The organism is Streptomyces sp. NPDC026673 (assembly GCF_040638135.1).
In the GTDB taxonomy this organism is placed as follows: Bacteria; Actinomycetota; Actinomycetes; order Streptomycetales; family Streptomycetaceae; genus Actinacidiphila.
In genome coordinates, this window is sequence record NZ_JBEZXR010000005.1 from 202,557 (window position 1) to 215,139 (window position 12,583).

Below are 12,583 nucleotides of genomic sequence, written 5' to 3' on the forward strand. Positions count from 1 at the left end.
CCGTCGCCCTCTGGCAACGGCAGCCCGAAGACCGGCAGCAGCCGCGACGGACCGCCGCGCAGCATCCCGTCCGGGAGCAGCGACAGCGGGTCGAGATAGACCTCCCCGCGCAGCAGCCCCCAGTGCAGGCAGCCGCCCGGGCAGTGCCACGGCCCCTCCGCGAGCACGCCCACCACCTGCCCCGCGCCGACCTCGTCACCCACCGCGACCGAGGCCTTCACCGGCTGGTAGGTGATGCGCAGGCCCCCGGCGAGTGCGATCGCCACCACGGGGCGCCCCGCCACCACCCCGGCGTACGACACCCTGCCGGGCGCCGCCGCGCGCACCAGTGCGCCGGGTCCTGCCCGCAGATCCACCCCCCGGTGCCCCGCCGCCCACGGCACCGCCGGCGGGTCGAACCCCCGTTCCACCACGGGCCGTCGCAGCCCGTCGGCCGGCGCCACGGGCCAGGCCCAGTCACCGCCCCCGTCGGCCGCCGTCCCCGGTGTCCCTGCCGAGGCCCCCACCGGATGCACCAGGCCCCCGAGCCACACCAGCACCGCAGTCACCACCACCACGCATGTCGTCATGGTCCAACGGTGACGCGTGCCGAGGCGGAGAGACGATCATGGACCCGGCCTGTGGACAACCCCCGGACGGTCGCCCCCTCAGGTGCGATGTCGCCCGCCGCTCCGGCGGTCCCGTACACTTTCCATGGCGATCCGGGTCACCGGGTCGACTTCGCACGCCCCGCCACCGCCCTCTAGTGAGCGGTGGACGCGCTCCTCGGTCCCTCGTGGCACGGCGCGTTCGGGGCGTCAGGCGTGGCCGCCGTCCGGCGGCCGCGGAAACCGAGTATCTCGAGGAGTACGGCCATGGCCGTCGTCACGATGCGGGAGCTGCTGGAAAGCGGCGTCCACTTCGGGCACCAGACCCGTCGCTGGAACCCGAAGATGAAGCGCTTCATCTTCACCGAGCGCAACGGCATCTACATCATCGACCTGCTCCAGTCGCTGTCGTACATCGACCGCGCCTACGAGTTCGTCAAGGAGACCGTCGCGCACGGCGGCACCATCCTCTTCGTCGGCACGAAGAAGCAGGCCCAGGAGGCCATCGCCGAGCAGGCGACCCGCGTCGGCATGCCCTACGTCAACCAGCGCTGGCTGGGCGGCATGCTCACCAACTTCTCGACCGTCTACAAGCGCCTGCAGCGCCTGAAGGAGCTCGAGGAGATCGACTTCGAGGACGTGGCCGCCTCCGGCCTCACCAAGAAGGAGCTCCTGGTCCTCTCCCGTGAGAAGGAGAAGCTGGAGAAGACCCTCGGTGGTATCCGCGAGATGCAGAAGGTGCCGAGCGCCGTCTGGATCGTGGACACCAAGAAGGAGCACATCGCCGTCGGTGAGGCGCGCAAGCTCCGCATCCCGGTCGTCGCGATCCTCGACACCAACTGTGACCCCGACGAGGTCGACTACAAGATCCCGGGCAACGACGACGCGATCCGCTCCGTCACCCTGCTGACCCGTGTGATCGCCGACGCCGTCGCCGAGGGCCTCATCGCCCGCTCCGGTGCCGCCACCGCCGGTGACAAGGCCGAGGGCGAGCCGCTCGCCGCCTGGGAGCGCGAGCTGCTCGAGGGCGACAAGGCGAAGGCCGAGGAGACCGCTGCCGAGGCCGCTCCGGCCGAGACCGCTGCCGAGGCTGCTCCGGCCGAGGCCGAGGCCGAGACCGCCGCTGCCGAGACCGTCGAGGCGCCCGCCGCCGACGCCGAGCAGGCCTGAGCCTCAGCCCGCCTTCCGATGCGCGTGAGGACGGCGGGGGCTCCGGCCCCCGCCGTTCGTCCGTAGAACCACCGCTCACCGGATCCACCGACTTCCGAGAAGAGACTGACAGACCATGGCGAACTTCACCGCCGCCGACGTCAAGAAGCTCCGCGAGCTCACCGCCGCGGGCATGATGGACTGCAAGAAGGCGCTCGAGGAGGCCGAGGGCGACCTCGACAAGGCCGTCGAGATCCTTCGGGTCAAGGGCCAGAAGGGCGTCACCAAGCGCGAGGGCCGCTCCGCCTCCAACGGCGCCGTGGTGTCCCTGATCGCCGGTGACTACAGCGAGGGTGTCCTCGTCGAGCTCAAGTGCGAGACCGACTTCGTCGCCAAGGGCGACAAGTTCGTCGCCGTCGCCGACGCCATCGCGTCCCACGTCGCCGCCAGCAAGCCGGCCGACCTGGAGGCGCTGCTCGGCTCCGAGATCAAGGACGGCCAGACCGTCCAGGCCTTCGTCGACGAGGCCAACGCCACCCTCGGCGAGAAGATCGTCCTGGACCGCTTCGCGCAGTTCACCGACGGCTACGTCGCCTCCTACCTGCACCGCACCAGCCCGGACCTGCCCCCGCAGGTCGGTGTCCTGGTCGAGCTGGACAAGGCCGACGCGCAGGTCGCCAAGGACGTCGCGCAGCACATCGCCGCCTTCGCCCCCACCTTCCTGTCCCGCGAGGAGGTGCCGGCCGAGACCGTCGAGAACGAGCGTCGCGTGGCCGAGGCCACCGCCCGCGAGGAGGGCAAGCCCGAGGCCGCCCTGGCGAAGATCGTCGAGGGTCGCGTCAACGGCTTCTTCAAGGAGAACGTCGTTCTCGAGCAGGCCTTCGCCAAGGACAACAAGAAGACCGTCCAGAAGGTCCTGGACGAGGCCGGCGTGTCGCTGAAGCGCTTCGCCCGCTTCCGCGTCGGCGTCTGAGCACCAGCCGCGCAAGCGATTGACCGACGGCCCGGCTAGGGTCGTACGCAGCCGGCCGCTCACCGGCAGGCCGCAGTTGTGACGAGGAGGCCATTGCCCGCAGGGAACCATCAAGGACCCTCGGCAATGGCCTTCTTCGTACGTGCACGAGGAGATCTCCATGGACCAGGACGCCGACAAGGCACACACCGCCACCGGCAGCACCCACAAGGGCCGGTATCTGCTCAAGCTGTCCGGCGAGGCCTTCGCCGGCGGAGGGGGACTGGGAGTCGACCCCGACGTCGTGCACACGATGGCCCGCGAGATCGCGGCGGTCGTCCGTGACGGCTACGAGATCGCCGTCGTCATCGGCGGCGGCAACTTCTTCCGCGGTGCCCAGCTGCAGCAGCGGGGTATGGACCGGGCCCGTTCCGACTACATGGGCATGCTCGGCACCGTGATGAACTGCCTGGCCCTCCAGGACTTCCTGGAGAAGGAGGGCATCCAGTCGCGGGTGCAGACCGCGATCACCATGGGCCAGGTCGCCGAGCCCTACATCCCGCTCCGTGCCGTGCGCCACCTGGAGAAGGGCCGCGTGGTCATCTTCGGTGCGGGCATGGGCATGCCGTACTTCTCCACCGACACCACCGCCGCGCAGCGAGCCCTGGAGATCCACGCCGAGGCGCTGCTGATGGGCAAGAACGGCGTCGACGGGGTCTACGACTCCGACCCCCGCTCGAACCCCGACGCGGTGATGTTCGATGCCCTGGAGTACGTCGACGTCATCGCCCGCGACCTGCGCGTGGCGGACCTGACGGCGATCACGCTGTGCCAGGACAACAAGCTCCCGATCCTCGTCTTCGAGCTGCTCGCGGAGGGCAACATCGCGCGGGCCGTGAAGGGTGAGAAGATCGGCACGCTCGTCAACGACACGGGCGCCCGCTGACGGACGACGCCGGCCGCAATCCGGCCGGTGATCCGCCCGGAACGGGGATGGACAAGACGCTGCCGGTCGGACACCGTGCAGGAAAGACGCGCGCAAGGGCCGAGGCTCTGCCTTCTGAAGACCAGGAGCACATGGTGATTGAAGAGACCCTCCTCGAAGCCGAGGAGAAGATGGAGAAGGCCGTCGTGGTCGCCAAGGAGGACTTCGCCGCGATCCGCACCGGCCGTGCCCACCCGGCGATGTTCAACAAGATCGTGGCGGACTACTACGGCGCCCCGACCCCGATCAACCAGCTCGCCTCCTTTGCGGTGCCCGAGGCGCGGATGGCCGTCATCACGCCGTTCGACACCTCCGCGCTGCGCAACATCGAGCAGGCCATCCGGGACTCCGACCTGGGTGTCAACCCGACCAACGACGGCCGTATCATCCGGGTGGTCTTCCCGCAGCTCACCGAGGAGCGGCGCAAGGAGTACATCAAGGTCGCCCGCGGCAAGGCGGAGGACGCGCGGATCTCGATCCGCAGCGTGCGCCGCAAGGCCAAGGAGACCCTCGACAAGCTCGTCAAGGACGGCGAGACGGGCGAGGACGAGGTGCGCCGCGCCGAGAAGGAGCTCGACGACACGACCCACAAGTACGTGGCGCAGGTCGACGAGCTGCTCAAGCACAAGGAAGCCGAGCTGCTGGAGGTCTGATCCGGCGCACCGCCGGATCAGCTCCGCGGCTGCGTACGGACGCGGCTCAGCCACCCATCCACCCACCATCCGACCGACCCGGACCGGACGAAAACGCGAGGCGAATCTCCGTGAACGACTCTTCTTGGGGGCCCTCGCAACATGTCGGCTCCTGGGGAGGCGAGGATGAAGGGGCCACGCGGATGAGCGGCCCCTTGTTCCGCGACGACGCCCCCGAACCGGAGCGGCACTCCGCCCGGCCCGACCGTTCCGTGCCGCAGCCCTCGGCTGCGGGCGGGAACGGCGGCCGGGCGAAGAAGAGCGCCGGGCGCAATCTGCGGGCCGCGATAGGGGTCGGCGTCGGCCTCGGCGTCGTCATCGTCGCCTCGCTCTTCATCGTCAAGGCCGTCTTCGTGGGCGTCGTCGCCGCGGCGGTCGTGGTGGGCCTGTGGGAGCTCACCTCGCGCCTGGCCGAGCGCAAGGAGATCCGGGTTCCCCTGGTGCCGCTCGCCGTCGGCGGCGCCGCCATGGTCGTCGCGGGCTACCTCCGCGGCGCCGAGGGCGCGTGGGTGGCGATGGCGCTCACCGCACTCGCCGTCCTGGTGTGGCGCATGACGGAGCCTCCGGAGAACTACCTCCGCGACGTCACGGCGGGTGTCTTCGCCGCCTTCTACGTGCCCTTCCTGGCCACGTTCGTGGTGATGATGCTCGCCGCGGCCGACGGCCCGTGGCGGGTCTTCGTCTTCCTGCTCCTCACAGTGATCAGCGACACCGGTGCCTACGCCGTCGGATGGCGGTTCGGCACGCACAAGCTCGCTCCGCGCATCAGCCCCGGCAAGACCCGCGAGGGGCTGGTCGGCGCGATCACCTTCGCGATGGCCGCGGGTGCCCTGTCCATGGAGTTCCTGATCGACGGCGGTCGGTGGTGGCAGGGTCTGCTGCTCGGCCTCGCCGTCGCCGCCAGCGCGACCCTCGGCGACCTCGGCGAGTCCATGATCAAGCGGGACCTCGGCATCAAGGACATGGGCAAGCTCCTGCCCGGCCACGGCGGCATCATGGACCGCCTCGACTCCCTGCTGCCGACCGCCCCCGTGGTGTGGCTGCTGCTGGTGGTCTTCGTCGGCTCGGGCTGATCCGTACGGCCGCGGGCACCCGTCCCGGGCGCCCGCCGGTCCACCGCTGGGCGTTCAGCCCGGTTGCGACCCCGTGGCCGCCGGCCGGGCGGGGTCGGCGCTCCACTCGCTCCACGAGCCGACGTACAGCGCGGCGTCGATCCCCGCCACGGCCAGGGCCAGCACCTGCTGGGCGGCCGAGACCCCGGAACCGCAGTACACCCCCACCCCGCCGCCGTCCGCGGCGACCCCCAGGGCGGCGAAGCGGCCGGCCAACTCGCGGGCGGACCTCAGAGTGCCGTCGGGCCGGAGGTTCTCCGCGGTCGGGGCCGACACGGCGCCGGGGATGTGGCCCGCGACCGGGTCGAGCGGTTCGACCTCCCCGCGGTAGCGTGCGGCCGCCCGCGCGTCCAGCAGCACCCCGGTGCGCGCCAGCGTCGCCGCGTCGTCCGCGTCCAGTACCGGCAGCGCGCCCGGCTCGGGCGTGAAGTCGCCGCGTCCCGGCGCCGTTTGCCCGGTGGCCAGTTCGCCCCCGGCGGCCGTCCAGGCGGGCAGCCCGCCGTCCAGCACGCGTACGTCGCCGTGGCCCGCCCAGCGCAGGGTCCACCAGGCCCGTGCCGCGGCCCATCCCTGGCCGCCGTCGTAGACGACGACCCGGCTGCTCCCACTGACCCCGGCCCGCCGCATCGCCTCCCCGAACACCGCCGCTTCCGGCAGCGGATGCCGCCCGCCCGCGCCCGCCGGACCCGCGAGTTCGGCCTCCAGGTCGACGTACACCGCGCCCGCGATGTGCCCCGCGGCGTACGCCGCCCGTCCGGACGGCCCCGCACGCTCGTACCGGACGTCCAAGAGCGCGGGAGCGGGCCCTGCCCCCATCTCGGCGGCGAGGTCCGCGGCGCTGACGATCGTGTTCATGGCCCCATCCTCGCGCGTCCCCCGGAGCTCGGGGAGAACGGGGACGGGACGGGTCCGTGCCGACCGCTTGGCCGGACCCGTCCCGTCCCCGCCCGGCTCGGGACTCGGGCTGCCGAAGGGGAAATCCCTCCACCGGTCAAGGCCGTTGGGCCCCGGCGGCGCCGACCGCCGAGCGGGCCCGCGGCCGGCATCCCGTCCTGACCGTCCCGAGGTTCACCGGGCCGCTACGACGCCGCCGGGAGGTCGTAGACGTTGCGCGGACTGACGATGTCGGTGACCGCCTTGGCGACCCATGTGGCCGTCTGCTTGCCCTTGGTGTAGACGTCGGAGTTGGCATGCACCACGAGCGTGGCGTCGGCGGACGGCAGGTGGACCATCACCGTGGTGTAGCCGGGCAGACCGCCGTTGTGGCCGATCCATCCGTGGTTGTCCATCACCCCCAGGCCGTAGCCCAACCCGGGGATGCCCACCGGGACCGTCCGCATCCGCTCCTTCTGCGTGGCCGGCTTCAGCAGGTCCCCCCGGACGACCATGGGTGCCCAACGGCGGAGGTCGGACATGGTGGAGATCATGTCCCCGGCCTCGTTGTTGGACGACGGGTCCCAGTGGGTGGCGTCGACGATGGACTGGTCGGGGGTCTGGTTGGTGTAGCCGCGTGCGTGCGGCGCCGGGAACTCGTTGCGCTTGGGGGAGAAGGTGTGCCGCAGGTGCGCCGGCCTGATCACGTGCCGCTTCACGAATCGGTCGATGGACTCGCCGCTCACCTTCTCCACCACCTTTCCGATCAGCAGGGTGTTGGTGTTGGAGTAGTGGAACTTCGTGCCGGGCTCGGACTGGAGCCCGTGCTTGAAGGAGTACGCGAGCAACTCGTCCCGGGTGAAGTGGTGGTTGGGGTCGGCGGTGACCACCTTCTGGTACTCCTCGTCGGCCATGTAGTTGAGGAGGCCGCTGCGCATCTCGGCGAGCTGGCGCAGGGTGATGCGGTGTCCCTGGGGGACCCCGCGCACGTACTTGGCGATCGGGTCGTCGAGGCGGACCTTCTTCTGGTCGACCAGCTGCAGCAGTGCGGTGATGGTGAAGGTCTTGGTGACGCTGCCGACGCGCATGTTGAAACCGGTGGACATCGGGGCGCGGGTGCCCTTGCCCGCGGTGCCGAAGGCGCGGACGTAGTCCCGGCCGGGCTTCCACAAACCCACCATGACCCCCGTCGCCTTCGACCGGCGCAGTTCGTGCTTGATGGCCCGGTCGAGCCGCGCCTGTACGGCCGGGGTCAGTTCGCGCACCGTGGGGGCGGCGGCCGCGGCGGACTTCACGGGCTGCGCCGAGCCGGAGTCGGCCGCGTGTGCCACGGGGCAGGCCGCGAGGACCGCGCCGGCGGCTATCGCCAGACCGACCGCCCCCGCGACCCGGCGGCGGGCCTTCTGCCGCCCGTGGTCCGCTGTCCAGGACGAGTTGAGCATGCTTGCGCCTTTCTCCATGGGGGCCCGGCCCCGTCGGCCGTGCCCGATCCATGACCAATCGTCCGGCTGCTGCCAGGGCCCGCCCTCTGCCTCAGGAGGGCTTTCGGGTCTCCGCCGCGGGGATGAGCCAGGTCGTGCCCTCCACGGAAAGGACCAGGAGCGCCGAAGGTGCCGCCGACCCGCGCCATGCTCCTGACCTGCACTGTCGCGGCCCGCCGCGGCGCCGAGTGGAGAGCGCGGCGGCCCGCGCGGCTGGTCGGCGGTCCGCCTGCCCCTTACACTCGAACGTGTGTACGAGCTTCCTCCGGATTCACAGCGCCTGCGGGTGATCCGCCTCTATCTGCAGATGCAGATCGCCGCGGTCGACGCCAAGATCCAGGAGGTCGAAGCAGGCGCCGCGGCCGGAACGGAGGCCGGGACCGAGGCCGGGACCGGGACCGAGCCCCCACCGCCCTCCCGTGGCCGTTCCCGGGCCTCCGCCCGTGCCTGGCGGCTGCAGAGCGTGCCCGACCCGCGCGGCGGCACGGGCCGCGGTGTCCTGCACCGGGACGACTGCCGCGTCCCCGGGGGAGGCCGCCTCAACCGGCAGGAGTTCGAGGTCGCCCTCGGCATGCCGGACGTCATCCCCTGTGAGGTCTGCCGTCCGGAGCGGTAGCCGACCCGTTGAGCCGGCACGGACCCCGACCGGGGCGGCGCGGGTGACCTCGGTTCCGGGCGCGGGGTCGGCACCGGGACCGGCGGCCGGGTCGTACCGGGCGCGGCGCTCCGATTCGAGGGCCGCCGCGCCCGCGCGTACGACCGCGGTCAGGGCCGGAACGAGCACGGCCGGGTCGACGTGGCCGGGGGAGGGATCCCGACGATGCGGGTGCGGTCAGTCGGAGCCGCCGCGGGGGCAGGTGCGCGGCACGGGAGGCGAGGACCGGGGATGTGCCGGGTGCAGCGGCCGGAAGTGGTGGGCGAGCGTCCAGGCGCCGACGCGAGCCCCCGCGAGGCACCCCTCGGTGTCCGCCGTGCGGGAGTGGATCCCGGCCCAGACGCGGGCGTCGATCATGTCCTGGTTGAGTTTCACGGCGTCGTCGTAGTGCCGTGTGGTGCCCGTGGCCTCGGACGGGAAGGTGAGGTCGAGGCGGGTCGTGCCGAAGAGCCCCGTCAGGGTCCGGGTCACGGCACCGGTGACCGCGGCGTGCCCGCTGATGTAGTCGGGGTGCGGTGGCGTCACGAGCAGCGGCTGCCACTGCGGATCGGGCTCGGTGGCGGGATTGCCGTCGGTGCCGGCGAGTTGGATGGCGGTGATCGGCCGCCAGGTCCCGTAGTGGAGTTTGGTGTTCCACGAGGTGATGACGGCGTCGGTCGCCGATGCGTTCGCCGCGGCGAACAACCGTGCCGTGTCGGCGATGTCCAGGTGGTGGCGCGCGCTGTGGTCGCGGTATGCCGACTGGAGTTGCACCGCGAGATTCCCGCCGAAGAACACGGCGGTCTCGGTCTGCTGGGCGGTGCGGGGGGAGTTGGCCCTCGCCCCCATGATCTTCACCTCGTTCACGTCCCGTGCGTAGCGCTCCGAGGAGAGGGCGGGCGGCGGGCCTGGCCGGAACTGGGCCGCAGAGGTGAGCACGAGCGGGCGCAGCCGGGCGAGCCAGGTGTCGATGAAGGGGAGGTTGGCGGGCGGGGTGGGCCGCCAGACCCCGGGGGCCGGCGGGACGGTGAACTCGACCGCCGCGAACCGGCCGTCCCCCTCGCGCAGTTCGATGACGTGGTCGGCGGCCCGCGCCCCGAAGGCCATGCCCTGACGCTTGGCGGTGCCGTCGGGGATCTTGGCGAGGGAGTCGGCGTACGCGGCGTCGAGCAGTGTCCTGGACGCGGGGAAGTCGGCGAGCAGTACGTGGTGTGCGGCGGTCACGGCCGCCGCTTCCGGCGACGCGGTCGCGGGCCCGCGCGCCCGCCACTTGTAGGGGGCGTAGCGGCCTTCGATGCCGACCACGGCGTTGTAGACGGCGACCGAGACGAACCCGTGCCAGACGACCGCCTGCCCGGAGGGCCGGGTGGGGCCGAGGTTCGCACCGATGACGTCGGTGGCGATGGTGTTCCAGTCGCGGATCGCCGCGGGGTCCGCCGAAGGCGAGGGGTTCCCGTGGGCGGCGGTCGCGGCCGCGTCCGCGGCCTGTGCCGGGACGAGGGCGGAAGCCGATATCGCGGTGGCTGCGAGGACCACGGGCACGACGATGCCGGTGAGCCGTCCGAAACGCCGCGGCTTGGAGGGCGGCGAGGTCCTGACTGTCGGACTCATGGAAAGACTCCTCGTCGATCTCGGGCCCGAGCCGAACCGGACGGTATTCCGGCCCGGTTGGGGCCCACGTCGACGAGATGTCTACCCAACGGCCACCGGCGGAGCCCCTCGGCGCGCCGGGAACCCGCGGCCGGCCGCTCCGGGTTCGTCGGGCCCGACGCGTCGCTGCCCGGGGAGAATCGCCGCGCCCGCGCGCGCATGCCGTCGGTACGCTGCGGCGATGTTCGAGTACCACGGATGGATCAGCGTGCGGGAGAGCGCCGGCGCGGACGACGACGACCGCGGGGACGAACACCTGAGGGACATCGCCGAGGGCATCCGGTGCCGCGTCCGGGAACTCGGCAGCCCCTACCTCATGGACCTGCGGTGGATGAACGGGGAGTTGTTCCTGCATCTCGGAGGCTTCTCCAACCACCGGGACGAGGCCGTACTCGGATTCTTCGAGGAGGTGGGCGAAAGGGCGCCGGGTTCCTACGGATTGCTGCACGTGCGCGATGACGAGGACCCCGGCCACGAGAACGAGATCGTCGTCCACAGACTGGTCCGCGGCGTGGCGGCCGTACATGTGGAGCCGAGCCTGTCTCCCTGTGTTCCCGTGCTGGAGGACCCTTTCGGGGAGTAGCGACGCGGGAGCGTGCGGCGGACCTCGGCCCCGGCACCGTTCCGTGCGGGCCGGCCGGTCGCCGGCCCGCACGGGTTCACACGGTGGACCCGGTCAGAGCGTCGGGGGCGGTTGCTGGCCCAGGAGCGGGGTCCAGACCCCGCCGCACATCAGGGAAGGAGGGGTAGAGGTGATGACGCAGCGGTTCTCGAGGACCTGGCCGCGGAAGGTGACGATCTTGACCGACAGCTGGGTCATGTCGAGCACGCTCAGGCTCGCGCCGCAGACTCCGGTGCCGGGGTACCCGGCGTTCCCGCTGAGGTTCTGCCACTGGTAGACGCCGCTCACCTGGGCGGGGTCGCGCTGGCCGACGTACGTCCGGCCGCGGACGACGGCGACCGAGAACTCGCGGTTGGGCACGGTGGTCGAGCTGGTCGAGTCGATGTCGCATCCCGCGAGCCTGCCGGGGCCGGGGCCAGGGCCGGGCCCGCGGAAGGGGCCGGGGCCGGGGCCGGGCCCGCGGAAGGGGCCGGGGCCGAGGAAGGGACCGTCGCCGACGAGAGGCCCGTCGCCGATGAGGGGACCGAGACCGAGACCCGGACCGATGCCGAGACCCGGACCGGGGTCGAAGTACGGATCCGGGTAGCCGTCCGGGCCGGGAGGCCACGGGTAGCTGTTCGCCGTCGATGCGGCCGGGGCGGGCGCCTCGGTGGCCTGCGCCGGGGCGGCCGCGAAAGCCGATATCGCGGTGGCGACGAGGGCGGCCGGCACCGCTATGCCGGTGAGCCGTCCGTAACGCCGGAGGGACCGCTTGGAGGGCGGCGGGGTCCTGTCTGCAGGACTCATGGGGAGACTCCTCGTCGATCTCGGGCCGGCACCGCACCGGAGGGCCTTCCGGCACGGCTCGGGCCTGTGTCGACGTGATCCGTACCCCCGTCAGCCGCCGCCCGCCGCCGCTTCATCCCAGTGGCGCAGCCTCTTCGGGGCGATCCGGCAGCGGTCACCCGATCGACGCCCCGTGTGTCGACAGGACCCGGCCTTCCTGCGCCGTGAAACATTGGCCAGCACCAACGAGTGTGAACGGCACCGGCCTTCGGTTCCGCGCCCCCTCAGGGCACTGCGGCTCAGGTGACCTGCTGCCAGACCCCCATCCCTCCGCGCCGGTTGACCCGGCCCGTCGGACAGCCGCATTCGCCGAGCGTCCCGAGCCTGTGGTGACCAGTGGTCAAGGCATCGGCGTGACGTGTAAGTCGAGAGCCGTGCATCCGCGCTGCCGGAGGCCGGTTCGCCGGCCTCATGCCACGTCGTGTCGCACCCGACTCGGTGACCCGGGGCCGGCACGACAGGCCGTCAGGGTCTGACCCGCCGTCTGCGCCGCGTCACAGCGGCGATGACGGCGGAAGCGGCAGCGGTCACCGCGAGACTCCCCACCATGACCATCCCCACGCCGACCACGAAGAGGCCGCTGGAGTCGTCAGACCAGTCGACATAGGCGGCAGCGGTCAGGCCGGCCGTGGTGCCGAGTACCGCGGCCGCGAAATGGCGCCGCGAAGCCGCCCAGTACACCGGCGCCGGCAGTGTCAGGACCAGCCCGATCACCTGCCACGCCTCGTAGGGGCCGGTCGTCGAGCCATCGGGTTGCACATCGCGATGCTGGTCCCAGCCCAGCCAGGCGGCCCACATCGCCGCCGCGACGACAGCCGTGACGAGGATCGGCCACTGCCGGAGAACGGGTTTCACGAGTCCTGGGCGCATGGCTCAAGCGTTCCGGCTCACCCCGTCGCCGAACAGAGCGTTCGTACTCAGCTCCACCCGAGTATCCGAGCCATGGGCAGGTGGCGCTCCCAAGGACGGCGAGGGCCGTGGCCGCACCCGGCCGCGTCATGTCGCGGTGTCAGTGGCCGCG

Annotated in this window: 12 protein-coding genes and 1 pseudogene; 7 read left to right on the plus strand and 6 right to left on the minus strand. The window is 71.8% G+C overall.

Annotated features, from left to right (window positions below):
• Positions 1-146: 146 nt before the first annotated feature.
• A pseudogene (locus AB0F62_RS06620) lies at positions 147-569 on the minus strand (peptidoglycan DD-metalloendopeptidase family protein); the annotation flags it as partial.
• Positions 570-854: 285 nt separating this feature from the next.
• On the opposite strand from AB0F62_RS06620, the gene rpsB reads away from it, so the two are divergent.
• From rpsB to AB0F62_RS06645, 5 genes are all read left to right on the plus strand, one after another.
• On the plus strand, positions 855-1,757 hold the full coding sequence (gene rpsB, locus AB0F62_RS06625) for a 30S ribosomal protein S2 (protein ID WP_361792854.1): 903 nt from the start codon (positions 855-857) through the stop codon (positions 1,755-1,757).
• A gap of 115 nt (positions 1,758-1,872) precedes the next feature.
• Complete coding sequence (gene tsf / locus AB0F62_RS06630) at positions 1,873-2,709, plus strand: translation elongation factor Ts (protein ID WP_361792856.1); 837 nt, start codon at positions 1,873-1,875, stop codon at positions 2,707-2,709.
• A 160-nt stretch (positions 2,710-2,869) separates the two neighbouring features.
• Entirely contained in the window at positions 2,870-3,634 is a 765-nt protein-coding gene (pyrH, locus tag AB0F62_RS06635) for a UMP kinase (RefSeq protein WP_361792858.1), read from the plus strand.
• Between the two features lie 134 nt (positions 3,635-3,768).
• Complete coding sequence (gene frr / locus AB0F62_RS06640) at positions 3,769-4,326, plus strand: ribosome recycling factor (protein WP_361792970.1); 558 nt, start codon at positions 3,769-3,771, stop codon at positions 4,324-4,326.
• A 182-nt stretch (positions 4,327-4,508) separates the two neighbouring features.
• Positions 4,509-5,438, plus strand: a complete 930-nt coding sequence (locus tag AB0F62_RS06645; RefSeq protein ID WP_361792860.1) for a phosphatidate cytidylyltransferase — start codon at positions 4,509-4,511, stop codon at positions 5,436-5,438.
• Between the two features lie 54 nt (positions 5,439-5,492).
• Here the strand turns inward: AB0F62_RS06645 and AB0F62_RS06650 are convergent, their stop codons facing one another.
• Both AB0F62_RS06650 and AB0F62_RS06655 read right to left on the minus strand, forming a co-directional pair.
• Positions 5,493-6,332: a sulfurtransferase gene (locus AB0F62_RS06650; protein ID WP_361792862.1), complete on the minus strand. Its 840-nt coding sequence runs from the start codon at positions 6,330-6,332 to the stop codon at positions 5,493-5,495.
• Positions 6,333-6,556: 224 nt separating this feature from the next.
• Positions 6,557-7,792, minus strand: a complete 1,236-nt coding sequence (locus AB0F62_RS06655) for a serine hydrolase domain-containing protein (protein WP_361792864.1) — start codon at positions 7,790-7,792, stop codon at positions 6,557-6,559.
• 289 nt (positions 7,793-8,081) lie between these two features.
• Between AB0F62_RS06655 and AB0F62_RS06660 the strand changes: the two genes are divergently transcribed.
• Positions 8,082-8,447, plus strand: a complete 366-nt coding sequence (locus AB0F62_RS06660) for a DUF6233 domain-containing protein (protein ID WP_361792866.1) — start codon at positions 8,082-8,084, stop codon at positions 8,445-8,447.
• A 216-nt stretch (positions 8,448-8,663) separates the two neighbouring features.
• On the opposite strand, the gene AB0F62_RS06665 is transcribed toward AB0F62_RS06660, so the two are convergent.
• Positions 8,664-10,076, minus strand: coding sequence for a vanadium-dependent haloperoxidase (locus tag AB0F62_RS06665; RefSeq protein WP_361792868.1), 1,413 nt, complete (start codon positions 10,074-10,076; stop codon positions 8,664-8,666).
• 220 nt (positions 10,077-10,296) lie between these two features.
• Between AB0F62_RS06665 and AB0F62_RS06670 the strand changes: the two genes are divergently transcribed.
• Complete coding sequence (locus AB0F62_RS06670; protein WP_361792870.1) at positions 10,297-10,698, plus strand: Imm7 family immunity protein; 402 nt, start codon at positions 10,297-10,299, stop codon at positions 10,696-10,698.
• Positions 10,699-10,791: 93 nt separating this feature from the next.
• Here AB0F62_RS06670 and AB0F62_RS06675 read toward each other — a convergent pair whose 3' ends face one another.
• Both AB0F62_RS06675 and AB0F62_RS06680 read right to left on the minus strand, forming a co-directional pair.
• Positions 10,792-11,523 carry a hypothetical protein gene (locus tag AB0F62_RS06675; protein ID WP_361792872.1) on the minus strand — a complete coding sequence of 244 codons (732 nt, stop codon included), beginning with the start codon at positions 11,521-11,523 and terminating at the stop codon, positions 10,792-10,794.
• A 504-nt stretch (positions 11,524-12,027) separates the two neighbouring features.
• Positions 12,028-12,432: a hypothetical protein gene (locus AB0F62_RS06680; protein WP_361792874.1), complete on the minus strand. Its 405-nt coding sequence runs from the start codon at positions 12,430-12,432 to the stop codon at positions 12,028-12,030.
• Positions 12,433-12,583 lie beyond the last annotated feature (151 nt).